The organism is Ruegeria sp. C11, from assembly GCF_056537725.1.
Genome location: NZ_JBQFSB010000019.1, coordinates 1 through 25,352, shown reverse-complemented (window position 1 = coordinate 25,352; position 25,352 = coordinate 1). Strand labels below are relative to the sequence as shown.

The following is a 25,352-nucleotide window of genomic DNA, read 5'->3' as shown; positions in this document are numbered from 1 at the left end:
AACCGCCGGCCCCGGAAACCATCGTTCAAATGGACCAAAGGCCAGTCATACACTAACAATCAAATTGGACCACACAAGTGGGGCTGATCAACTGAGCAAACGCGACACCGCAGACGAATAGAAGAGGCAGAAACCAAAGTGTCAAAGTTCTCATGACGCCGATCCCCCTACAGGAATTATGTGCACATCGCGTTGCGGGAACGGTATTGATATACCTTCTTCATCAAACCGCTCTTTTGCTTGACCGGTTAGGTCCCAATAGACTGTCCAATAGTCATCGGACTTGGACCATGGACGGCAGAAGATGTTGACTGAGTTGTCGCCCAACTCACCCACGAAAATTTCTGGTTCTGGTGTCTTCAGACAAAGCTGGTGACGGGCGACCAAATCCTTGAGGACTTCAATTGCTTGGGCAGCGTTGTCCGAATAGGCGATGCCAAAGACCAGATCGACCCGACGTTCTTCGGATGCGCTCACATTGGTTATCACGTCCCCCCAAATCTTGCTGTTGGGAACGATAATAATCTGGTTGTCGAATGTTCTGATCTTGGTTGAAACCACCGACATCTCATCCACAAACCCCGACGAACCGCCTACTTGGATATAGTCGCCAGTATCGAACGGCTTGAGAACCATGATCATCAAGCCGCTAGCGAGGTTCCCTAGCGTTTCCTGCAATGCAAAGCCTAGGATGAATGACAAACCGCCGAGTACAGCAAAAAGCGGTGTAACGTTGACTCCGAATAAAGCCAAAACGACGAGGATACCGAGGACGAAAACAGCCCAGTACACGGCGGTGGCAATGAAGCGTTTCAGCATTCTGGAGATAGTCGGGATCTTGTTCAGACCCCTTTCGGTGACCCGGCGCACCATTCGAGCAATGAACATCATAGCCCAAACAGCCACCAGGACACCGATGCCAGCCATCAGCAGACCAAAACCCCCATCCCACGAGAACAACCATGCCCAAGCGTTCTGAAACAGTGTTTGAAAATCGGTCGTTTTTAGAGCTCCCGTTTTCAATGCGAGGATATAGTCAGTATGTGGTTCTAGATCTTCTGCCTTCGCGCCTTTCAGAGTCCATGCTTCGAGTACCAGGCGATAGTTGGTGAGAATGTCTGATCCAGAGTCGTTCAGGGATGACAACTGAGACCGCAAGTTGACCTCTTGATTTCCGCTTGCTGACCGAAGTTGCAAGTTTACTTGCGCGACTTCTTCAAGCCGAGAACGTACGTAACTCTGCCAAGTACCAGCGACTTCGGAAAGCTCTTCAGAGGTTAAGGGAACAAGAAGGATCTCTAGGTCATCTGCCGCAATCATCTCATCTACGACTGCATTTATTAGATCGTCATTCTCGACTTCCACAACCTCTTGGTCCGCCTCAGTTTCTTGCGCGCCGACAGAAAAAGCACTCGATAATGCCGCGAACCCAAGGAATGACCAAATCGTCAACGTTCTCAGTGTTAGTCTCATCTTTCTGTCCCCTACTTCTTTAACGGTCGAAGAGAGCACACACAGACCCAACAAATCCAGTAATATGTTTATGTTTGAATATTACTCTGTGATGAACACCATGATTTTTGGGTCGCTCTCAACATAGAAATTCACGCAAATCGGCGGAACGGCAGTTCTGCAAGCGTAACTGTCGTTTGCGAGGAGAGGCCATAGATTTGCTGTGCGCGTCGAACTTTAACTTTTTACGTATTAGACCCATTAAACCGAAAATGATGACCTCCTGGGACAGGCCGCAATTTATACCTATAGAGGGCAAGACTTTAGTGTCATTCAAAAGATCACGCTGCGCATGACAGCTTGGATGAACTACTTCTGACTAAGGCCCGGGTGATGTCTGGCTGGCTTAAACTTCGGCCACTTGTTCGGATGCACCATGGAAATGTCGGAGTTGGGCTCACAGCAGACATTCGAAAGTTCACGATAGGGAGGAGCTTAGTTTCGTCAACCTGTTGAAGGTATTCGCGGGCGACCCCAAGGCCATGATCCTTGCCACCTACCGGGATTGCTTAGGGTTGGTTTCTTGCCCTACCAATGGGACGCGCTGTCTATGCTCTTTGCCTATAGAGCCCAAGCCAACGGCCATTCGGATACATCTGGACTTTCTGCCAGTATTTTCCGTGAATCGGTGAAAGTAGATATAGCTGATGCCCCAAGCAGGCCGGGGATTAACAAAAAATCGGGGAGGTGCCGCAGTACTTAAGTGGGTCCAATGATGGGACTAAAAAACGCCCTGCAAGGTTATATACTTGTTTTAATTATATAAAAATCTAAAAAGTGGTGCGGGTGGAGGGACTTGAACCCCCACGCCTTGCGGCGCCAGAACCTAAATCTGGTGCGTCTACCAATTTCGCCACACCCGCATCGCAATGCCGCGCTGAATAGCAAAGCTTGTGTAGGAGTGCGAGAGGAAATTAAGGGCGCTGTGCAGAATATTTTGGGCGCTCCGATTTTTCTCCTTCGACGTCGATGCAGCACTTTAATTGCACCTTCCATTCTACTCTGCTGGCTTGAGGCAGTTTTGCCTGCGGTCGATAAAAAGCCGTGCCACCAAACAGTCAGTAATATTGGCCTGCTGCATTGATGATTTCCTACACCGTGATGTCCTGCCTTCTCCGGTTCAAACGGGCCTGCCCAATTTCAGGGAAATCGAAGCGGGAACGTGGCATTGGCCAACAACTTTCCTGCTCGCTTACGTTGAGTTAACGGACTTTGCAGCAAAGCCCGTGCAGCAAGATGCGGGGTGCATTTCATATCCTCGAAATTGCGATCTGCGTTGCTGGCCGTTCTACGATTACCGGGCCGGGTGAGGTCAACCAGTCGCTTCGGGTCGTGTATTGCCAGTAAAATATGGCGTTTCATTCGTTCGTGTTTGTCTCCGAAATCCAGAGGGTCCCTATCATCATGCCGGTAATTTTTTTGGTTTAACGGTAAGGATGTATGGGGCGGTCAGCGCGATTTCTCCTCAAGGTTGAGGCAATTTTGAGCAGACCGATTCACAGTTCCGCCACAATTCCAACGCCAAAAAATCTTATTCAGGTCAAATTAACACCGCCTTGAGGGTAATGCTGTTCAGCAAGGAGTTAATGAGTCTTTTTGCCACTTTGGCGACGTACCAGTTTCTGCTCAACTCCGGAAAAAAGGTTCTCATCGTGACCGAACAACTCAAAACTGCTGCTTCGGAGCAAGAGTCCGTCTTTCTTGCCCGCGAGAGCTTCATTGGTGAGCTCAAAACCCTGAACAAACGCTATCCGAACACTGGGTTCGGCGTTTCGCTCAGAACACATTCAGGCGAACACTATTTGTTGGCAAACACACGGATGCCGTTGCCTGCCAACAAAGCCGAAGGTTTTCCGACCGGACGCCGTGTTGCTTGCCTGGAAAACGGTGACAGGTTTCATTCCATTGAGGTGTTGGCAGACTCCGGCGCCTACGAGTCGATCTCTCCGCGCACCGAAGCTGCGATCCTCAGCAACGCGCTGGAACTGATTGCGAAAATCGATACCTCATCCAGCGTTCCGGTCGGGCGCCTGGAAACGCAGTTCGCGTCTCAGAACGTGGCTACCGGCACCGGAGGGTAAATTATGGCGCGCAATGATCATCTGCTGTCTGTCGGCAACGAGGCGCTTGCGCCCATGACATCGTCCATGTCGGCGCTGACCGCGCAGATCGACCAATTGACAGAGGTGGCAGATGCGCGCTCCTCGGCGCGTCTGGCCACACTCAAGACGCGAATGGAGAACTTTACAGCCAGTGTCACACTTGTGGGGCAGGTCAAGGCGGGCAAATCGTCCGTCATCAATATCCTGGCCGGACACCCCGGCTTGCTGCCTTCTGACGTCAATCCTTGGACCTCGGTGGTTACCACACTCAACATCAACACGCGGCCACCCGGTGACACAAAGTCGAAATTCACATTTTTCGCTCAGGAAGAGTGGGACAACCTGATGGTTGGTGGCGGTCGTTTGGGCGAATTGGCCAATCGGGCCGGCGCGGATGATGAGATGGACGATATCCGTCGTCAGATCGCCCAAATGAAGGCAAAGTCCGAGGAACGCCTTGGAAAACACTTTGATCTGATCCTCGGCCAAAGCCATCAATACGACTACTTTGATGACGAATTGATCGAGCGGTATGTCTGCCTGGGTGATGAAGACGATCCGGACATCGATCCGAAAACAGGGCGTTTTGCCGACGTCACGAAGTCAGCGGAACTGTATATGGACATTCCGCAGTATCCGATATCGCTGAAACTTTGCGATACTCCGGGTGTCAACGATACATTCATGGTTCGTGAGCAGATCACGTTGCGCAGCTTGCGCGGATCCGAGGTCTGTGTCGTGGTGCTGGCCGCAAGCCAGGCTTTGACAACCATGGACATGGCGTTGATGCGGATCATCGCGCAGTTCGAAAATCGTCAGATCGTTCTATTCGTCAACCGCATCGATGAGCTGTCCGACCCCGTGAATCAGGTTCCGGAAATCCGTGATCGGATTCAGGAGACGCTCAAGCAGAACAACATCGACACCAGCACCAGCATCGTGTTTGGTAGCGCATTGTGGGCCGAAGCCGCCCTGACCGGAAATCCGGACATTTTGACTGAGGATTCGCGCAAGGCGCTGAACACCTTCTATCTTGCGGCCGGTTTCGGGGATCAGGCCGCCTCGCTGGACAAAATCTGGGCACTGTCGGGTTTGCCAGATCTGCTTTTGGCCATGAACGAACGGATTGCCGAAGGTGCTGGGGCACGTCTGATCGATCGTGTCCGTCATCGCGCCCGCAATATTGCAAGTCAGATCCGTGCGACAGCGGTGGCCAAGAATCTTTCCGACACAGGAGAAATCGCACGGGATTTGTCGGGAAACACACCCGAAGAGGCGATCTCGGTTATCATCACGGACTACGAAAAGCAGGTTGCCAATCTGACATCCTCGCTGCGTGACAGAGTTCTGGAACGTCTGACCTCGGCTGAAACTAACTTTGTCAAACGCGCCACGGATTCCCTGATTTCACATCTCGAAGTCAATGGTGAGCAGGGGACGTGGCAATACGATCCGGCAGGTCTACGGACTTTGCAAAAAGCCGCGTATTTCAGCTTTGCCCGTAACATGCGCAAAGAAGCCGGGGCGCTGTATACCGCCGCTGCAGCGGATATCGGCGCGTTGTATCACAAGCTACTTGGCAATCATCTGGGTGAGTTCAACATCGAAGCACCCATTGTTCCGCGAGTTCCGCCGCCTTTGGGTATCGGACGGACCATCGCGCTTGATCTGCAAAGCACATGGTGGAGGCGATGGTGGCAAAAACGCAAAGGTTTTGAAGCTTATGCCGCTGACTACACCCGGCTGATCGCGTCCGAGGCAAACTCGATCACAAAGGATATCGAAGAAAATCAGGTGGCAGCGGTCCTTGAAAACGTGCGCGCTACGCTGACGGATTTCATGCGTGAACAAAAGGAGACACTCCTGAGCATCTCGCAATCTGCCGAACGGAATCCCGAACAAAACGCTGCATTGATGGCAGGAATGCAGCCAAAGAAATCCCGGGACGAAATCCTGGGAGACATCCTCAAAGACCTTAGCAACGAAGCAGCATAAGAAGAGTTATGGTAAAAAATAGTAGCATCCGCTTCGTCTCTCCTCGGCAATGGGAACGTATCGAGCAGTGGTCCCGCCGCAAGCCGGTCTTTGCGCTTATGGGAGAATTCAGTGCCGGGAAATCGACACTGATGAACTTTCTCCTGCGCAAGCAGGCTTTGCCGACGCAGGTGACGGCAACTCAACTTCCGCCGGTCTGGTTCAGTTGGGGCAATCAGCCTGCTTATGTGAAGCGCCCTGATGGCAGCACGGAAGAAATCGGTCTGGATCAACTGGATCAGGTTGGTGTCAATGATGCGCAGTTCATTCGCATCCACCTTGAGGCTGACATTCTGGAGGCCGTCGATCTGATCGACACTCCGGGTATCTCGGACCCAAAAATTTCCTCGGATGTTTGGCAGCGCGCTGTAGGTCAGGCAAACGGAGTGCTGTGGTGCACCCATTCAACCCAAGCATGGCGTGAAACCGAGCGTGCGACCTGGGTTTCACTACCTGAACGTTTGCACAATAACTCGTTGCTGCTTGTCACCCGCGCTGACGCGTTGAATACCAAAGACAGGCAAAAAGTTCTGCGCCGTGTCAATCGCGAGGCAGGCCATCTGTTCAATCGTTCAATTCTGTTTTCCGCCCGTGATGCAATTACCGCGCGGGACAAGACGGGCGACGCCGAGTTGTGGGCCCGCAGCGGCGGCGGTAAGATGATCGACAGTTTTCTGGAGATCACCGAGAGCATCATGGATGCCCGCGCGGATCAACTGGCCCGGTATCAGGTCGACAAGAGCCTTTCCGATGCCACACCGATTCAGCCGGCGCGCGCTGCTGAAAAATCGACGCCCATTTCCGAAGATAACGTGGCGGCATCGGAGCACTCCGCTGAAACATCCGTGCAGCCGCTCAAGCTTGAAAACCCGCTGCAGGAAGGAAAGTCTGTTACGGCCTCGTCCGGTGAAAGCGGTACCGTCACCAACTTTCCTGTGCGTCCGGCCCGAGTGGCGCCGCGCGGTGACGAAGAGGCAGAACGGGTGGAACGGGTTCGCATCGATGCCGAAGACGCTGTGCGGATGCGGGCGGAAGTGACAACTGAGACCGCCGTTGACGTTGTCCCCGAAGCGGAAACCAGCGACGAAGATCTGCGTGCATTCTTCCGGGATACAGGCGGCAATCCGTTGGATATTTCCAGCCCGGATGGTGATCGGCCCACAGGATCACCACTGGATATGGAGGATGAGTTCGGGCTGATCGATTTTGACGATGAAGAAGAGGCAGGCGAAGCGTCCTCGGTTCTGGAAGGAGACACCGCAGAGGAGCTTTCCGAAGAACACGCCGCAGGAGACGACACAGACACCCTGCTAGCTTCGCTGAATGATCAGCTGGAGCAAACTCCGGACTCCGAAACCGGCGACATTGAGCCCGACAAGAATCCTGTCGCGTCGGAAATTGAAGTTTCCGTATCTTCGATTACAGCGTTGCTGAGCCGTCAGGAGGCTGCGCAAAGTGAAAATCCCAGTGAGGATTTCGAACCGGAGTCGGAGGAAGACGACTTGTCCGGCGCTTCTGTTCTGGCCATGTCGGACAATCTGTCGACCCCCGAGGATGAAGCTGACGACGCAGATGCCGAAGGTGACGAAGGGGAGTTGGAGCATCTTCTCGACGTGCCTGCGGGCTCACCGCTGAGCGCTGCGGCCATGTGGCGGGAAGTGGCCTCAACCGAGGTGTTGCCCGATGACGCGCAGGACCTCAGGGCAGTATTCCAATCGTTCTTGGAGGAATTCGACAAAATTGCAGTCGAGCATAGCGCCAGGCAAGCAAAGGACACATTGCGCCCGATCCCAAAGGCGAACAACGCAGGCAAGGCAGAATGGCATGTTTTGTAACGGAACATCTATTAGGCACTGGCCGAATGGAATTTTGTTCCAACATCCAGCCTGCGATGCTAACGAAGACGCGCAGCGGCCCGAGGGCCGCTGCAATTGTAGATATTTAGTAAATAATAGCAGGCGCTTAGATGTCACTTGACGCAGCACTGACTGCCGCGATGGCAACCATACCCGACTGTTTTGCAGCCGGGTATATCGACATGGAAACCGGAATGTTGCTGGGGCTTCGGGGGGATGATCCCGAAAGCGCCGAGGCCTTGCAAACGTTGGCGGTCGCCGCGTCAAATCTGTTTCAGGGAAGCGGCGTTCAAGCATTTGAACAGATGCTGCGAGAATCCGGTGTGCAGGATGCGGAAACACCAGGTTTCGGGGAAATCGCGGTATTTTCGAATAACAGGCTGCACATCTTTTTGCGGACACAGAAATATCCGGATCATGTCGTCTGTTACATCTGCAAAGACAGTGCAAATGTCGGCCTTGCCCTGACGAAATCTCATATGAGTCTCGGGCCTGTGGCGGCAGCAGTTTAGACAGGAGCAGAGGGGGAAGGTTATGATGGACACAGACATTCTCGACATGCTCGAAGATATCGGGCGGTCGGCAACAGCCCGGTTGTCTCCGGCGGTTCGCCTACCGGGCTCGACCGCGGAAGAGCGCCGTCAGAGCGTTTTGAAGAAAATTCGGGGCACGATTCTGCCACGTCGATTGGAATTCACCGCCAGCAACGGGGATCAGCTGGCGCTTGAGGTCAGTAGCTCGCGCGTCACGGATGTATTCCTAACACCATCAGGCGACGCGCCCGACTTTGAGACAGAGCCGCGAAATGGCGTGGCCGACAAACTTGCACAAGGCATATCAGCCATCAGCGGTGCGCCTGCTCCGTTGGAAGTGGTATCGCTCCGACCTGACGCGACGCCCGAGGCGGATGATGTTGGCATAACCCTCAGCGAGATTGAAAGCGCCTGTGCGTTGATCGACCTGCCTTCAGAACCGCATGTAAAAGTTGTGGCGGAAGCACTCGAACCTTTGGCCGAAAGTGAGCCGGTTTCCGAGGCGGCACCAGAGACAGACACCGAAGCATCTTCAAATTCCCGCAACTTTTTTGATGGCGCTGAACGCTTTGCCCTCGGACGTATACTGGTTGAAACCGGCGATGCGAGTTCGGTTCAGACTGCTGATCTGTGTGCTGAAAACGCACCGTTGCATCCTGAGCAGGATGTGCTGGACCGCTTTGTCAGTGATTTGTCCGGTTGGGATGCGGACAGCAAATCAGTAATGTCCCATCCGCAATTGATCGTGATGCGCCCCTCAGGCGGCAGGGCTGCCGGAATTGCCGTATTACGCGACGGTTCTTCGACCACAGTCGCGATTCACGAGGCGCGCAAATTGGGCGCGGTCGTAAACCTTTGGAAGTCCATTCGGGAGGCAGAGTGATGGCCGCCTCCCCAACCATTAAAATTTTCTGTTCAGGAAAAGTCCTTACATACCAGTTAATAGGGTAAATCTTATGAGTGAGACCAGTCGCCGGGAGTTAGTCCGGATAGCGGAAGAAATGAACGAAACGACGAATGACGAAACCCGTCAGTTCATTTCGCGCATTATTGACGATCTTTCGAACCTCAAGCCTGGAATTGCATTTGTCGGGCAGATCAAGGCGGGTAAATCGCGTCTGATCAACGGGTTTACGGGTCAGGCGGAATTCCTGCCGTCCGACGTCAACCCGTGGACCACGGTGATTACGGATATGCATTTCGGTCACCCTTCGGGCCGAACCACCGGGGCCGAGTTCCACTTTTTCGACAATCACCAATGGCACGCGCTGATCGCCGAAGGTGAAGAGTTGCGCAACATGTTCCCGGATGACGAGGACAGCTATAAGCGCGAGATGATCGAAGAGCAGGTCGAGGCGATGAAAACTCGCGCTCGTATGCGTCTTGGCGACAGCTACGAGGAACTGCTGGGTCAACATCACGATCTGGACGCTTTGAATTCCGACGATCTGGCGCGCTATGTCTGCGCCGGCGACGACCCGCTTGATGGCGAAGTGGAAGAGCCCTCTTCGGATCGCGGGCTGTACAGCGATATCACTCGCAAGGCCGAGGTCTTTTTCGACGTCGGCCACTTTCCCTTTCCTTTGACGGTAACCGATACGCCCGGTGTCAACGATCCGCTGCTGATCCGCGAGGAGATTTCGCGGCAATATCTGAGAGAGGCGGATTTCTTTGTCGTGGTTCTGTCCGCGCATCAGGCTTTGTCCCGGGCGGATCTGAAACTGTTCCGACTGATGCAGGCGTTGGAACTGGGCCAGATCGTCGTCTTCATCAACCGGGTGGATGAGCTGGGTGGTGGTGCCGAGGATGCGCTCAAGGTGCGCACAGATGTTCAGGATGGTTTGGAAAAAGCCCTTGGAAACTCGGACATCGATGTGCTGATGGGCAGTGCCCAATGGGCGCATTACGCCCTGACCGGAGACGAATCCGGCGTCGATCATGATCAGGTACTTGCATGGTTGCGGGCGCATCCGGAACTGATGAAACAGTATCTGGAAGGTGTTGAGGACATTAAACAGGGTCCTGGCCCCATCAGCCGTGAAGCGGTGTTGCGGTTTGCCGCGATGATTGCATCTGGCCTACCCGATCTGCGCCGACACGTGACTCATGCATTGTCAACCGGCCCGCGCAGTGAACAGTTGAAGATGGCGTGGCAGCACCTCAACAGTTTCGCGCAGGCTGAGCTGGAGCGCAGCCAGATTCATCTACGGGCTCTGGACGATGAGGACGACACAACACCTGCCGACGAAGAAGAAAACGACAAGACTCTGGCATCACTCCGCGTTCTTGTGGCGGAGAAAACCGCCGAGATTACCCGCGACATGGACGATGTGTTTGCCAATCTTCGCGGTGTTATGGACGACACAGTTTCCGAGGCCGTGTCCAATGTCGTGCGCGGTCCGGATGGAAAATCTCCGCTGTTGGCCAAGGGTGGCGCGACAGAGCTTAACTTCACAGACCTCCGTGACAGGATGCGCGAATTAGTTCAGGACGCAACGCAAGTCGTGAGGCAGCGGCTGTTAAGCGAACTTTTCACTGTCGACATTCAATGCAACGCCGCGCTTCGTGCCTTGCCGGGTTGGGAAAATCCGCAGGACAACAGAATGAACACCAGTGCAGTTCGGTGGTTCCGGCCCGATACAACTGCATTGACCCGTGGGATAACGGTTGAGCTTCGCGTGAACTGGCTGTCTCGTCTGATCTCGCGTAGCAGCGTTGTTTCCCGCGCGGAACGGATGATTGTTCAGGAGTTCGAGTTGATCGGTGACGATTTGGTGGACACCGTTCGCACCGACCTGCTGGAACGGTTGAACACGGTACTTGACCATTACCTGGCCCTGTTGGCCGGACATCTTGAAAACCGGATCGGGTCTGGGGAAACCTGCGCCCGAACCGAGGCACAAAGCGCGTTCGATAAAGCCCGGCGGATCGCCGACGAGCTGGGCTCGGCATTCGGCTCTGAGCGCGCGGATGAAAGACAAGCGGAGGCTGCGGAGTGATCGAATTTCCCGGAACCGAGCATGAGGTACGACAGCTTGAGCGTTTCCTTGCTGTCTCGGAGAAAGACCCTACCAGCCCCGCGCTGGAAGAGTGGCGCGCCCGCGCGCAAAAATATGTCGAGAGACTGTCAAGCGCCGTGTCGATTGGTTTCGCCGGAGAGTTCGGGGCCGGAAAATCGAGCCTTGCAAATATGCTGGCAGGCGCAGACATCCTGCCAACAGGACCGCAGCATCTACAACTGCCTCTGGTTATCGTGGCTTATGCGGATGAGCCGGAGACGACTGTCGGCTGGTGGGATAAAGAGCCAAAAACATATGCAGGCGTCGCATTGGAAAAGGCGGCTGCGGATAAACCCGATTTTATCTCGGTCGGGCTGAACACCCCTGCCCTTCGCGAGATTTCTCTGTTCGATCTGCCCGGATCCGGCGCATTGGACGATACGTATAAACAGACGCTTGATCTGCTGAAGTTCGTTGACTGTGCCATCTGGTGCACCAACGGAACAAATGCCTGGCGCGAGACCGAGCGCCACCTGTGGGCGCAGGTGCCCGAAGAATTGCGGGCCAACAGCCTGCTGGCGGTAACCCATTCCGATTTGCCGCCGGTGCGGGATTCACTGGACCGCGTTCTTAAGCGGTTGGAAAAGGAAAAAACCGGAATGTTCCGGTCTATCGTGCCAATCGGAACGCCTGTTGCAGTCCGCGCGATGTCGCAGGAACCGGAGCCCGATATAAGTCTGTGGGAATCCTGTGGCGGGCAAAACCTAGCGGAACAAGTTCTGCAGGCCGCTTCGGACCGACGTCAGAGCGATCTGAAGGCTGCGCGTCAGGATCTGATGGAACATTTCCTGCCGTATCTTGAAGCCGTGTCCAAACTGAATGGTTCTGACGCGGCTGAGAAACCGGATGCGGTTGAACAGGTTCAGAACAGCTTGGGTGCGACCCTGCCCCCGCTTACCAACCCGATCCTCGAAGATTGGCTGGCCGCAATCGCAAGCATCTATGATGACCTGCGCGAATCGACCGATATCGAACCATCAGAATTTTTGCGAAGCTGTCAGGATATCGTCGAAGATTTTGCCGAGCGGCTTGAAAGCGGAACGGAAATCGATCCCGAAGCAGACTGGATTCCGGCAGAGTTCGAAAAGGCGACCGATCTGCTTCTGTTGCTGCAATTCGAAAGCGGCCAGGCACCGCTGAAAGATGCCGTAAATATTCTTGCGCAGCTAAGCGATAACCTGGCGTGGGCCGGCAGCACCGTCGCCGATCCGCAACCCAGAACAGGAACCTGATTGTTCCGGCAAAAATCAAGTCGTTTTGCATCGAATCGAATCTGTTGGAATCGCCTCCTAATTGTTTCGATATCGTAGACCAAGCACGGTATTTGGGGGCAACAGCCCCCATTTTTTTGCACAGTGCAATCAACATATAGTGCCCCTCGGTCATCAAATTCTAAATCTAGCACCCTCGGATTATCCATCCTTAGTGAAGCCATCAGGCGGCCCCAATAAAGTCAAATTTGAAACGTCTAACCGTTCTCGAATGTCCTGCGGTTGTTTTTGGTTGTGAGTTCGCGGGCCCCTAGCCCAGTTATTTTTTGCCGCAAACCGAGTATTATGGGCGGGTAGAAATGAGCCACAACCAGGCTGTCGGCCAAGCGCACGACGAACCTCAAATAGACGGGCTGAGACCAGGAGCGAAACTGCTTCGCGGCCAGTATGAAATTATCCGCTATCTCAGCCATGGCGGTTTTGGCGTCACCTATCTGGCTCGCGACAGTCTGGAGCGCGACGTCGTGATCAAAGAGTGTTTTCCGTCAGCACTCTGCCGTCGCAACGGTGATCTGGTCGAACCTGCAGACACGTCCTATCAGGAAGATCTGAAGTCGATCGTCGACCTTTTCATTCAGGAAGCCCGCAACCACGCACGCCTTGTTCATCCCAACATCGTGGATGTGCACCAGGTGTTCGAAGACAATCAGACCGCTTACATCGCAATGGATTTGATCCGCGGGTGTGACCTGCTGGATTACTTAGAAAACAAGGAAAACGACGCCGGTCCGGACTTTATTGTTCAGGTGACTGAAAAGATGCTGTCGGCGGTGTCATTTATCCATCAAAGCGGGATGCTGCACCGGGATATCTCGCCGGACAACATTCTGATCGACGAAAACGGTGATCCGGTTCTGATCGACTTTGGTGCGGCACGGGAACAGGCAGCCAACAAATCAGCGGCGCTGTTGACCTTGCGGGTGATCAAGGACGGATATTCTCCGCACGAGTTTTACGTGCGGGGTGCCGAGCAGGGACCAAGCAGTGATCTGTATGTGTTGGCGGCAACGCTATATCACGCAATCAGCGGCGAACGTCCGATTGACGGGCAAACACGTCTGAACGCTTTCAACAACGATCAGTCTGATCCCTACGCGCCCCTCACAGGACGTTTCGAGGGGTATCCGGATGGATTCCTGCAAGCGATCGACAAGGCGATGGAGGTTCACGCCACCGACCGGTTGCAATCCGCGCTGGACTGGCTGCGAATGTTCCGCGGGCCTGGCGTTGAATTTGACTCGTTCAAATACCGCCCGGTTTCGGTCATCGTTGCATTGGACCGCAAGGATGAGGCCGCAGAGAGGGAACGCATCAAGGCTGAGACCGAAAATGCCGAAGCGGTTGTTACGGCCCTGCTTGCAGGCAATTCGGATATCGCATTGGGCGACGAAGAAAAGCCGGGCCCCGAGGCAGCTAAGTTTGTTCAGAAAGAAGAGCCCACTGTGGCAGTCGACACCGTGGTTCAAAGCAATTCAGGTGGCGGCATCAAGATTGTTGCCGGTCTTGCGGCCGTCGCTGCGCTTGCAGCGGGCGGGTTTATTTTCCTGAACAACAGTAACAGCGAAGTCCAGACGGCTGCGGTTCAATCGACCGAAGTTGCGTCGACTGCGGTGGAAGAACCAGCACCCCAAGTTGCCCCAATTACATCTGAGCCTGTTCAGGATGACACACCCGCAGCGGACGAGGTAACCGAAGCACCAGCAGAAACGGTAGCAGAAGAACCTGTCGAGCAGACAACCGTTGAAACAGCAGCCAACGAAGCTGCGAATAGCGAAAATGAGGTTCCGGTAACCGAGGCAGCGATTGAACCGGCAGAAGAAGCGGTTGAAATCGCTGAACCTGCTGCACCGCCTCAGCCTGCCCCTGTGAATGTCAGCGAAAATCAGATCTCCTTCTCGCACTGGGACGTGGATATTCCGTTCGCGACAAGCTTGCGGCGTGGGTCCACAGGCAATGTCTTTGCTATCACCAGTGTCGACTCAAATCGCGATATGTCGGTCATCGGTGACTGGGTTGGCCGTGGTGCTGCAATTTACACGCTGAACGGGAAACCGGTTCGCAATGACGCGACTTTTGCCGCTCAGGTGCTTGAAAACCTGAAGGTTGACCCGGACGGTTACACGCGCGTTGCCGCACGGTATCGTGAGCTGGGCAAAACCCGCGCCCAAAACGGATTGCTGGCCTTGCCTGCCGTACGGATGTTCGGACTGGAAAATGGCTATTCCTTCTCTGCACAAAACACCGGCAAAGACGGCTGGCAGACAGTTGTGACAAACGTACCTGCCAGCAGTGCCGAGGGTCTGCAGCAAGGCGACGTACTGTTGCGTGAATCTACGACCGGACAAAGCGTGGAAGGGCCTGAAAGTCTGGATGAAATCCTGACAAAACTCGCAGGCAACAACCAGCAAAAGGCCAGCCTGACCGTCCTGCGAAACGGTGCCGAAACCGCTGCGGTCATGCAGCTGGCGCAGGAGTGACCTGAACAGTGTAATCGAAGTGCGCCAGTGTGTTGTTGCTGAGGATGGCGGGCAAAGTTTGCCATCCTGACCGGGGGTCACCCGGTTGCGAAAAGTAAAGGTTCCTTGGTTTTCCAGATAATCAGTGCCGCTGTGCGTCGTTGCGCAGAGGTTTGTATGCAGCCCCACGGGACACAGATCCTGTGCCCATAAATCGGAAGGTGTCGACACCATGTTCAAATATAAAAGCCCCCTGAGCCGGCTTCTCGAAGGTGCCGGCAAAGCCAAGGAAACCGAAGAGGAAGTGAGCCCCGCCCCCGAAGCGGAAGCTGCCGAACCGATTGCGGATTTCAACGCGCTGCGTCAGGCCCTTGCCGGCGGGAACATGCCCTCGGAAAGCTATGAGGACGCAGAAGAACTGATCCCGGAAGAACGGATGCCCGACTTTGATGAAGGCAACGCCGAACCGGATCAAGCCGAGGCTGCAGAAGAGGCCGTTGAACCAGAAGTCAGCGACATCGCTGAGGAAACGGCGAATGATGATGAAGTGGAACAGGTTGTAACCCTGCATCTGTCTACGCCTGAAAACAAAGAGCCCGAGGGTGAGCCTGTTCAGGCTGAAGCGGCCGAGGCCGTAGAAGAACCTGCCCCTGAACCAGTGGCCGAAACCCCTGAGCCTGTTCTGGATGACGCGCCCGCAGCCCGGCCTGCCGCAGTTCAACCCGAGCAGCCCGCCGCACAGGCAGAGGACCGCCGCGCCCGTGTGAAAACCACATTCCTCGGTTTTGAACGTCCGGATACGCATGTGCAGGACCTGATGGAAACCGCACCGGCAGCAAAAGCCGAAGCTACTCAGGAATCCTTTCCCGTCGGCTGGCTTGTAATCACCAGCGGCCCTGGCCGTGGTGCAAGTGTTATTCTGACCGAAGGTCTCATGCAGATCGGCCGCAACGACGATCAGGGCATCCAGCTTGATTTTGGCGACACCGGGATATCGCGCAGCAACCATGCCGTGATCGCATATGATCCCGAAGACCGGAAATGTTATCTGGGGCACGGCGGCAAAGCGAATCTGGTGCGTCTGAATGGCAAACCTGTGCTGAGCACGGTTCCGCTGAACAGTGGTGACATGATCCGGATCAGCGAAACCTCCATGCGTTTCGTCGCGTTTTGCGATGACGGCTTTGACTGGCGGGATGCCTGATAGATGCTGGCGTCCCCGGCATATGATATTGCGCTGATCCTTGATCAGGGTCGGCGCGACTCTCAGGAAGATGCGATTGCAGCGCGTGTTTTTGACGTTGCGAATGCAGGATATGTCGTCGTCGCTGACGGCATGGGCGGGCATGACGCGGGCGAGGTTGCCTCGGAGCTTGTCATTGCAGCCTGGCGCAACATGCTGGACGAGCCGATGGAAAGCGGCGACTTTTCCGAGGCCTCTATCGTCGACGCGCTTCCGATGGCGGCCATGCAGGCCAACGCTGAAATCGCTTCTCATGTCGAAAGTCAGGTTGCCGGGTTCAACATGGGTTCGACCTTGTTGGGCGTTTTGTTGTTGGGCAATCGGCTGTTCTGGATATCGATCGGCGACAGTCCCCTCTATTTGTTTAGGGAGGGGCAGTTAACGCAGATCAACGAAGACCATTCGATGGCGCCTGTCATCGATGCTCAGGCCGAGGAAGGGCTGATTTCGAAGGATGAGGCCCAGACGCATCCCGACCGCAATCAACTGACTTCGGTAATCATGGGGGCCTCGATACCCAAGGTGGACTGCCCCGAAGCGCCAATGGAGCTGACGTCAGATGATATCGTGATCATCGGCAGCGACGGCCTGCAATATCTGAGCAACACGGAAATCGAAACCATAACGGCGCAACAGAAAGACAACCTGGCCGGCGACATCGCAGATGCTTTGTTGAAGGCGCTGCAAGTCAGAAATGACCCGGATCAGGACAATGTCTCGGTCGCCGTTGTGAAATTGGCAAGTACGTAAATCAAGGCAAAGAAACGGAAACCATGAGGAAACATCTGATCGTATCCAGCCTGGCGCTGGCGGCTGCTACAGGGGCGGCCTCGGCTCAGGAAGCCTGTTCGACCTATGAAATTCAGCGGGGCGACAGCCTGCGCGAACTGGCCATACAGGTTTATTCGACCGAGGATTACCGGATCATCTATGACGCCAACCGGGACACCATCGGATCCAATCCGAACATCATCCGGGTCGGAGATACCCTGACATTCCCCTGTCTTGAGGATGTTGGACGGGCAGCGCCGGAACCCGCGTCAGAAGCGGAACGCATGGCCGAGGAAATGGCCGCCGAACTGATCAAAGCGGCGGAAGAACGCGCGCAGAAAGCGATTGACGAAGCAGAGGCGCGCGTCGCCGCTGCTGAAGCCGAGGCAAAGAAAACCAGCGAAGAAGCGGTAATTGCCGCCAAGGCTGCCGCCAAGCAGGAGATCGAGGCCGCCCGGGCCGAAGGTGCAGCCCTGATCCGTAACGCCGACGCAGGTGAGCGCCCGGATATCCGGGATCGGCAGTTGCTGCTGATCACCGGGGGCAATTACGCGCCGTTCACCGATGAAGCCTTGCCGAACCGCGGTCTTTATACCGATCTGGTACAAACTGCGTTTTTGCGGGCAGCTCCGGAACAGGCTTACAAAATCCAGTTCGTGAATGACTGGTCGTCGCATCTGGATTTGCTGATGCCGACACTTGCCTTCGACGCCACATTCCCGTGGTCGCGCCCGAACTGCGAAGAGCCGGCCGCCCTGTCGGAAAATGACCGCAACCGTTGCGAGACCTACAATTTTTCAATCCCGTTCTACGAGGTCGTTGACACCTTCTTTGCCCGCGAGGGTTCGGGCTATGAGGAAACGCTGACCTATGCGGATTTTGCGGGAACCACGATCTGCCGTCCCGAAGGCTGGTCGCTGTCCCATATGGATGCTGTCGGCCTTTATGAACCGGCAGTTACCTTGCTGCGCCCCGTATCACCGGACGACTGCTTTCATGCAGTCATGCAGGGTGAAGCCGACATCGTAGCGATCGAAGCGCATCTGGCAGTCGAGGCGATTGGTCGGCTTGGTTACGAACATCAGATCATCGAAAACCCCAATCTTGCGGCGATCAAACCGCTCAACATCATGACCCACAAGGATAATCCTGACGGGAAAGCGATCCTTGAGACACTGAATCAGGGTTTGGCAATCATGCAGCAATCGGGTGAGTGGCGCGACATCGTTTCCACCGCTCTGCGTCATCAAATGGAAAATGGCTAAGGCCGCGACGGCCTGACAACTAAAATCTGGAGGAATTTCTAATGTTTGAACTCAAAGTCAAAAAGATCGCAATGTCGGCAGTGGCCTTTACTGCGATCAGCGCCGGAGCGGCCGCCGCTCAGGAAGCCTGTACCAACTATACCGTATCCGACGGCGATACACTGGCGACAATTGCAATCGCGGCCTATGGCACGTCGAACTACCAGCCGATCTTTAACGCGAACCGCAACAACATCACCAACCCGAATTCACTGGAGCCAGGTCTGGTTCTGGCTCTTCCATGTGCGGACGGTAGCCTGCCAAACGGTCAAACGGCGCAAGAAATTATTGCCGCGGAAGAGCAACGTGCCGCGAGCGTCAAGCGGTCCAGCGTTTACGAACCTCCGATCAAGCTGGTAACCGGCAACGGCTGGGCGCCCTTCGCAGATGAATCACTGAACGGCGGTGGCGCGATCACTCGTCTGGGGACCACAGCCCTGCAACGTGGCGGCAACGCGCGCGATTACTCCGTCAGCTTTGTGGATGATTGGAACTCGCACCTGGAAACTCTGTTGCCGTTGGGCGCATTTGATGTCTCGATGGCGTGGAATATGCCTGACTGCACCAACCGCACCTACGAATGGTCCTGGGAAACTGAAGTGCGCTGCACACAGTTCGATTCATCTGTCCCGGTTTATGATATCGTCGTCGGCTTCTACACACTGCCCGAAAGTGATTATGCGAACGCAACCACCTTCGATCAGCTGAAAGGCTCGACTATCTGTCGTATGGACGGTTGGTTCATTCACGATCTGGAGCAGGAAGGCCTGCACAATGGCGAAACCATGACCCTGATGCAGCCGATCACTGCGCGTGAATGCCTTGATGCGGTTCTGACCGGCACCGCTGACGTCGCAACGTTCGAAGTTCAGCTTTTCTCGGACACCATGTCGGAAATGGGTTTGAACCAGAACGACATGATCGAGAACCCCTTCGTAACTTCGCTGTCGTCACTGCGTTTCATCGCTCACCGCAGCAACCCCTTTGGAAAGCAATACCTCGCGATGCTGAACAAAGGCCTGAACGAGATGCGTGAGTCCGGCGAGTGGTATGCGATCGTTTCGGATACCCTGCGCGAGCATAACGAAAAACTGATGGCCGCATCGAACTAATCCCTCGGCAAAGCTGCCAAACATTGGGCCGGTCCTAGGACTGGCCCCTTTTTTTGTTCGAAATGCCAGATCATTCATTGTGTCTGCAGCGGTTTTTTGGCGCATCGCAACAGAAAATCCGTCCGGACTACGGGAAACCCCTAATATTCAGAAGCCTTGGAAATGCTACAGTTAAGTTCAAGCTTCCGGTCCGGCTAACGCCGAACCACTCACTCGGAAAGGGGCAGGCATTGGGGTGCCGCCCCTTTTGTGATTTCAGCCACTAAATCGGCTCAAAGTGACGGAACATGATTGGCCTGGGCACGACACCCGACGCGAAATCCGACACCCGGCCCGGCAGCGCAAGATAGAACCGCAAGAGACCCGGTTCGATTTCCTCCGCAATTTCAGAACATCTTCGGATGATCCGATCCGTATCGTCGGACAGCTGCCCCTTGCGCAATGCGTCTACAAGTTTTTCATGCTGACCCGCCAGATCCCTGAACGCCGCCGAGCGTGCCGTCTCCTGCCCGCCGACCACAAGAAATATAGGTTCAGGAAGCGCTTTTCCCTTTAGTGGTACAACGCCTGCCTCCAGCAGAGCCATTTCCTGTCCGATGGCCTTAAAAACAGTTTCAGACACCAGTATGTCATAGTCCACATGGCGGCAGGTTTGCTCAATTCGCGCGGCGACATTCACCACATCTCCGATGACGGTGTAGTTGAACCGGCTTCGTGAACCGATATTTCCCACGCAGGCAATCCCCGTTGCACATCCCGTGGCCAGAGAAATCCTGGGCTGCCCCTTGGACAGGCGTGTGACATTGATCCGGTTCAGGGCCTCGCGCATGCGCAGGGCAGCTTGTGCCGCGCGGATCGGGTGGTTCTCGAGCGGCATTGGCGCATTCCAGAAGGCCATGACCGCATCCCCGATGAATTTGTCGATTGTTCCGCGTTCGGACAGGATTTGATCGCCCAGGGTTGAAAAAAGTTCGTTCAGGTTCGTGACCAGCTCGGTCGCGGAAACCGTTTCAGACAGGGCGGTAAAACCCCGAATATCCGAGAACATCACGGTTATGTCCTGTGTGTCACCGCCCAGCTTCAACGTATGGCCGTTGGTCTCCATCTCGTCTAGAATTTCGGGGGCTACATAGTGTGAGAAGGTCTGGCGAATGGCGCGTTTTTCTCGTTCCGTGGAAATGAACAGATATCCCGCCAACAGGCCAAAATTGGCCATGCCTCCCATAAGCGGAAATGTAGCATCGAACAGCACCGAGTTGGTTTGAAACGCCGACCAGCTGATGACCAGAACAACAGCGGCAGCTACGCCCCCGGCTATGAATGATGCCACGGCGCCAAAGCGGGACATGACAAAGATAACGACCAGACCAAGAACGGTGAACGAAATCAGCTCCAGGGCCGAGGTCACATCCGATCTCCGCAAGACTTCGCCTTGCAGAATCTGTTCGATGATCTGTGCATGTATTGAAACACCTGGGACAGCCTCGCCCAGGGCCGTTTCGCGAATGTCGATCAGACCGGCGGCCGAGGTGCCGACAAGAACGATGTGGCCTTCAATCCTGTCCCGCACCGAGGGATCACCGGGACTTCTGAGCACATCAGCTGCAGACAGATAGAGGTCCGGATAGTCCTTTCGGTACCTCACCCAAATCTCACCGAATTCAGTCGTTGGAATGAAGAATTCTCCGATAGCCACGGACAGCATGATCCCCTTTTCGTCCTGAGAGCCTTCCGCAATGATGTTGGTTTCGCCCATCGCGATGCGTAGCGCTTCGAGCGATAGAGCAGGCAGGATGCCATTTGGCCCGTTCCATAGCACCGGAACCTTGCGGACGACCCCCGTCCCACCCAAAGGCGAGACATTGATGCCGCCGATGCCCCACGCCTTTTCACCCAATGGTGGCGCAAGCGATGTCCAGTGTGGAACGGTAAACAGACCTGCTCCGGGAAAGTCCCCAATCTCGATTATCCCCGCACGAGGCTGGATGGGGTCTGCTTCCCCCATCGTTCGGGCTGCGACACCCAAAACGACGGGCCACTCGGAGACGGCCTCGCCCAGTTGAACGTCGTTATCCATATCTGCAATCTCACTGTCGGCGCGCAGTGCCGAAGCGAGGGTAGGATCAGCCAGCAGACGTGACGGTGAAAACCGGTCCGGTTCGGCAAACAATGTGTCAAACGCAATTACAGCAGCACCGTTGTGGCCCAACGTTTCAACCAGCTGTGAAATTATCGACCGGGGCCACGGCCACTGACCAAGCTCGGCCAACGAAGTTTCGTCGATATCCACAACGCGCACAGGCAAGTCAGGATAGTAATTTCTGGGTGCGAGTCGCTGCAGGTAGTCAAAGTAGATTAGGCGGGACATCTTAACCGGATAGGGATCCATGACCCGCACAAAACACCCTAGCAATATCAGGCTTAGCCCAGCCGCAAAAAATGCCCATTTGCGATGCCGTTGTCCCGATTGCTGACGCATATCACCGAGTTTCCAAATAAAGCGACCTAGCCGCTGGCTGCACTGGAACCCCCTGCCCCGCCACCTGTTCCGCCACCAGACCCACCATTGGCGCCTCCGCTTCCGCCGTTCCCTCCGCCACCGGTATTCCCGCCGGAATTATTGCCCGGAGCACCGCCGCCTCCGATCGAGCCGCCGCCGGATCCACCGCTTACGCCGCCCGCGCCACCGATCTCTCCACCGCCGCTGCCGACGCCTGTGCCGCCACTACCGCCAACACTACCCTGACCACCGCCATTGCCACCACCGGTGCCCTGATTACCTCCGCTGCTCTGGTTTCCTCCCTGACCTGCCGGTTCACCGGCAGCGGGGGAGTTTTCCCCTGGGGGTGCGGGCGCTGGCGCTGGTGTCGACACCGAATCCGGCTGGGACGCGCGATCCACAACTTCCGCAGCATTGGGCGGGTCAGTGATGCTTGCGCATCCGCTGATATCGACCCGGAAGGGCTGCAATAACGTGTTCTGCGAGGTGATGAACGGAAAACCGGCGTTCAAAGCCCGGGCAGCCTGTCGTTTGTCGATGGGACGACCGACGCGTCCCTGAGCATTTGTTGCAACGATGCTGCACTGTCCGCGGATGGATTTGCACCGACCGCTAAGCCCGCACATGCGCACAACACCTTCCAACATGACCAATGAGCTTTGCTTGTCCCCGACGACCCACAAATCGAAAACCGTTCCCCGGACACCCATCGTGGATGTTGGCGTTTTCACGACATAGGCTGATTTCTTACTTTTCCCTGAAATAAACCGAAAACTGCCACCAAGCGTCTGAACAGCAAAGCTTTTGGCTTTCTTCCCGCCACGTAACATTGTGACGTCCAGAACCATGCGCGCATTCGGTCCGACGGCGATTTTGGTTTCGTCATTGAATAAAATCTGAACCAGCCCCTTTGAATCCGTGGAAATAGTATCCCCGGTTGCTACGTCCATTCCCGCGCTGATCCGCCTGGTCTCTCCGCCTGAAGTCAATTCGGCGCCCTGCTGAACACCAATGACTTTGCCAATCGTGGCGAATGCTTCACCAGGAAATAATGAAAACAAGCCGCAAAAGGCCAAAATCTTAAACCAGGCCAACGTAAGCTCTCCCTAAAAAGCAGCTTCCATCGGTTCACAAGGCCACCCATCCTTGCAACCAAACCCACAATGGGCCAAATCGCCTGTACTTATTTTCCGTCTCAAATATTCAAGAACTATTATGGTTTTTTACTCTCACATTGCAAGTTTTCAATGTGCCAACCCCGGAGCCGCGTGAGATGACAAGACGGGTTGCAGCCATGGATTGAAACCGGATTTCACAACCGCGGGACGCGTCCAACCGATGCTGGAACCTTGCCCCTGCAGACCTTCGGCAGCGCCAAAGTCACTTTGGGTAGGATTTCACTGCACCCAATTCCACAACGCATCGGAGCAAGGCCGAATGACGAATACAGTAGCTGTGTATGCGTTTCAGGATTATTGCCGTTTATCTGTGTGCGTTTACGCATTGTTCTGCAATTTCAGCTATTAACCAAAGAGTCGCGAAAAATCTCCGAAACCCTTACTTTTGGCCTTGTTTCTCTGGGCGCATGGCTGATAGACGGGTCAGCGGAGATGTGGCCGAGTGGTCGAAGGCGCTCCCCTGCTAAGGGAGTAGGCGGGAAACCGTCTCGAGGGTTCGAATCCCTTCGTCTCCGCCATATATCATTGATATATAGTTGATATTTTTTGACTCTAGTTGCGATGCCCGCCAAAAAAACCGCCATCCCAAATGCGCTTGGTCGCCATCTCGTGCAACAGGTGAATCAGCTAAGTCCATTTGCTATCCATTGGATGTTTCACGCATAGAATCTAAGTTGAAAAGTCCAATATAGCCCAGCCGCCCCGAACGTGCACAGATGGAGGCTATAAGGAACGAAAAGAGAACACACGATGCAGTGATCATTCGCTGCGCGTTGTTCGAACTGGTAAGACGCGGACTCTGCCGACATTGGATTTCTCAACTTCGCCGACGCAGCATCCGTTCGCATGCGCTGCAATAATTGTGCTGTGATGCAGCATTTGTCGCCGCAGGAGCCACTCAAATCACAGTCAACGGACCTGAACCGACCCCCATGAAACCGCCGACCATCAAAGTCGCGCCGCCGTGGATCAGTTCGCCTGCTGCTTCGGCCTGAAGCGCGTTTTTCATCAGCCGCCCCCCTCGAAACTAGCTTTTCCGCACCCCAACTTCTTTTGAGGCAAGCACATAATGAAGAACGAGTTCATCGCGCTTCTTGGCCAGGTCAGACATCGAATTGCCTTCAACCGCGTCCCGAACACCGCTTTCGAGCCGATCTACAACATCTGGAGTCAGGCGCGGGTCGCCCAGATCGTCCCACCAGCTTTGGAACGGGCCGCCCAAGTGGTCGCAAAAAGCTCGGATTCCGCCCGGTCCACCACCAAGATGCAATAGCGTGTTGGGGCCAAGTGCCGCCCATCTCAGACCTGGACCAAAGGCGACGGCCTTGTCGATATCTTCGACGGAGGCGACGCCCTCAATTGCCAAGTGGATGGTCTCGCGCCATATGGCAGCCTGAAGGCGGTTGGCGATATGGCCGGGGATTTCCTTGGTCAGGCGCACACAAACCTTGCCGATGCTCTTATAGAACTCGGTCGCGTCTGCCAACACCCCGGCATCAGTTATGTCATTGTCCATCAGTTCAACCAAAGGGATCAAATGTGGCGGGTTGAAGGGATGTGCCAGAATGAAGCGACCAGGATTGGCAAAGCCAACCTGCATTTCAGACAGTTTCAACCCCGAAGTTGAACTGCCGATGATGGCGATTTCTTTGAGATGCGGTTCGATTTGCGCATAAAGCGCGTGTTTGATGTCCAAACGCTCGGGCACGCTTTCCTGAATGAAATCGGCGTCAGTGATCGCCTCTACCGGATCATCTGTAAATCGAAGCTTTGAGGTGTCACCTGCAGACTCCCAGCCCAAAGCCGTCAATGTTTCCGCTGAGGTTTCAACGAGTGTTGTCACCCGATCTTTGGTTTCGGATGACGGGTCAAACACTGCGACGTTCCGACCTGTTGCAGCAAATAGTGCAGCCCAACTCATCCCGATCGTTCCCGCACCAAGAATGGCGATATTCGGATTTTTCATGGGGTTCTCCATTATGTTAAACCTGCGTAAACGGCATTGCGAAACCCGATGCGGTGTTCACAGCGATGGTCCGGTGCATGGGTTAGAAACACGGCGATAAGCTCATTCTTCGGGTCAACCCAGAAGTTGGCACCAGAGACACCGGGCCAAAAGAACTCTCCAACACCGCCGGGAAGACCGGGTCTTTCCGCCGTTCTGACGGCAAAACCTAGACCAAACCCCAGCCCGTTCTTTGCCCACGGCGCCGTTATCCCAAGCTCTTCGGTATAGGCGCCATAGGCCACATCTGAAGGAAGATGATCCTGCCGCATCAACGCAAGCGTCTCTGTCGATATCAACTCACCGCCATCTATCAACATGCGCGCTGATCCTCCCCCTCTGAAGTGGTCCGCCGTTATGGTTAAGAAAATGGAGGAACCACATGGCGAACAAGCGACCGAAGCCGGAAGAGATTG

At 55.0% G+C, this 25,352-nt stretch carries 17 protein-coding genes and 2 tRNA genes; 13 read left to right on the top strand and 6 right to left on the bottom strand.

Going from position 1 to position 25,352, the window contains the following annotated elements; genetic code table 11:
- Positions 1–150: 150 nt before the first annotated feature.
- Together ACR0NA_RS21410 and ACR0NA_RS21405 are read right to left on the bottom strand one after the other, a co-directional pair.
- A complete protein-coding gene (locus ACR0NA_RS21410; RefSeq protein WP_480732567.1) occupies positions 151–1,473 on the bottom strand; it encodes a mechanosensitive ion channel family protein in 1,323 nt (440 codons plus the stop codon).
- An 817-nt stretch (positions 1,474–2,290) separates the two neighbouring features.
- A tRNA-Leu gene (locus tag ACR0NA_RS21405) sits at positions 2,291–2,375 on the bottom strand.
- Positions 2,376–3,098: 723 nt separating this feature from the next.
- Between ACR0NA_RS21405 and ACR0NA_RS21400 the strand changes: the two genes are divergently transcribed.
- The 12 genes from ACR0NA_RS21400 to ACR0NA_RS21345 all read left to right on the top strand — a co-directional run bounded on the left by ACR0NA_RS21400 (position 3,099) and on the right by ACR0NA_RS21345 (position 19,253).
- Positions 3,099–3,593 carry a hypothetical protein gene (locus ACR0NA_RS21400; protein WP_480732565.1) on the top strand — a complete coding sequence of 165 codons (495 nt, stop codon included), beginning with the start codon at positions 3,099–3,101 and terminating at the stop codon, positions 3,591–3,593.
- A 3-nt stretch (positions 3,594–3,596) separates the two neighbouring features.
- Entirely contained in the window at positions 3,597–5,609 is a 2,013-nt protein-coding gene (locus ACR0NA_RS21395) for a dynamin family protein (RefSeq protein ID WP_480732563.1), read from the top strand.
- Between the two features lie 8 nt (positions 5,610–5,617).
- On the top strand, positions 5,618–7,483 hold the full coding sequence (locus ACR0NA_RS21390) for a dynamin family protein (protein ID WP_480732561.1): 1,866 nt from the start codon (positions 5,618–5,620) through the stop codon (positions 7,481–7,483).
- Positions 7,484–7,614: 131 nt separating this feature from the next.
- On the top strand, positions 7,615–8,016 hold the full coding sequence (locus ACR0NA_RS21385) for a hypothetical protein (RefSeq protein ID WP_480732559.1): 402 nt from the start codon (positions 7,615–7,617) through the stop codon (positions 8,014–8,016).
- Between the two features lie 22 nt (positions 8,017–8,038).
- Complete coding sequence (locus tag ACR0NA_RS21380; RefSeq protein WP_480732557.1) at positions 8,039–8,920, top strand: hypothetical protein; 882 nt, start codon at positions 8,039–8,041, stop codon at positions 8,918–8,920.
- 118 nt (positions 8,921–9,038) lie between these two features.
- Positions 9,039–11,036, top strand: a complete 1,998-nt coding sequence (locus tag ACR0NA_RS21375) for a dynamin family protein (protein ID WP_480732555.1) — start codon at positions 9,039–9,041, stop codon at positions 11,034–11,036.
- Positions 11,033–12,328 carry a dynamin family protein gene (locus tag ACR0NA_RS21370; protein WP_480732553.1) on the top strand — a complete coding sequence of 432 codons (1,296 nt, stop codon included), beginning with the start codon at positions 11,033–11,035 and terminating at the stop codon, positions 12,326–12,328. The genes ACR0NA_RS21375 and ACR0NA_RS21370 overlap by 4 nt, the downstream gene beginning before the upstream one ends.
- 338 nt (positions 12,329–12,666) lie before the next feature.
- Positions 12,667–14,844, top strand: a complete 2,178-nt coding sequence (locus ACR0NA_RS21365; RefSeq protein WP_480732552.1) for a serine/threonine protein kinase — start codon at positions 12,667–12,669, stop codon at positions 14,842–14,844.
- A 211-nt stretch (positions 14,845–15,055) separates the two neighbouring features.
- Entirely contained in the window at positions 15,056–16,027 is a 972-nt protein-coding gene (locus ACR0NA_RS21360) for an FHA domain-containing protein (protein WP_480732550.1), read from the top strand.
- Between the two features lie 3 nt (positions 16,028–16,030).
- Positions 16,031–16,816, top strand: coding sequence for a PP2C family protein-serine/threonine phosphatase (locus tag ACR0NA_RS21355; protein WP_480732548.1), 786 nt, complete (start codon positions 16,031–16,033; stop codon positions 16,814–16,816).
- 23 nt (positions 16,817–16,839) lie between these two features.
- Positions 16,840–18,102, top strand: coding sequence for a type 2 periplasmic-binding domain-containing protein (locus ACR0NA_RS21350; protein ID WP_480732546.1), 1,263 nt, complete (start codon positions 16,840–16,842; stop codon positions 18,100–18,102).
- Positions 18,103–18,143: 41 nt separating this feature from the next.
- A complete protein-coding gene (locus ACR0NA_RS21345) occupies positions 18,144–19,253 on the top strand; it encodes a LysM peptidoglycan-binding domain-containing protein (RefSeq protein WP_480732543.1) in 1,110 nt (369 codons plus the stop codon).
- 262 nt (positions 19,254–19,515) lie between these two features.
- On the opposite strand, the gene ACR0NA_RS21340 is transcribed toward ACR0NA_RS21345, so the two are convergent.
- Complete coding sequence (locus tag ACR0NA_RS21340) at positions 19,516–21,732, bottom strand: CHASE2 domain-containing protein (protein ID WP_480732541.1); 2,217 nt, start codon at positions 21,730–21,732, stop codon at positions 19,516–19,518.
- 26 nt (positions 21,733–21,758) lie between these two features.
- A complete protein-coding gene (locus ACR0NA_RS21335) occupies positions 21,759–22,703 on the bottom strand; it encodes a FecR family protein (RefSeq protein WP_480732539.1) in 945 nt (314 codons plus the stop codon).
- A gap of 656 nt (positions 22,704–23,359) precedes the next feature.
- Here ACR0NA_RS21335 and ACR0NA_RS21330 point away from each other — a divergent pair.
- A tRNA-Ser gene (locus tag ACR0NA_RS21330) sits at positions 23,360–23,449 on the top strand.
- Between the two features lie 509 nt (positions 23,450–23,958).
- Here ACR0NA_RS21330 and ACR0NA_RS21325 read toward each other — a convergent pair.
- Positions 23,959–24,897, bottom strand: a complete 939-nt coding sequence (locus ACR0NA_RS21325) for a 3-hydroxyacyl-CoA dehydrogenase family protein (protein ID WP_480732537.1) — start codon at positions 24,895–24,897, stop codon at positions 23,959–23,961.
- Between the two features lie 11 nt (positions 24,898–24,908).
- Entirely contained in the window at positions 24,909–25,256 is a 348-nt protein-coding gene (locus ACR0NA_RS21320) for a hypothetical protein (protein ID WP_480732535.1), read from the bottom strand.
- Positions 25,257–25,352: the final 96 nt, after the last annotated feature.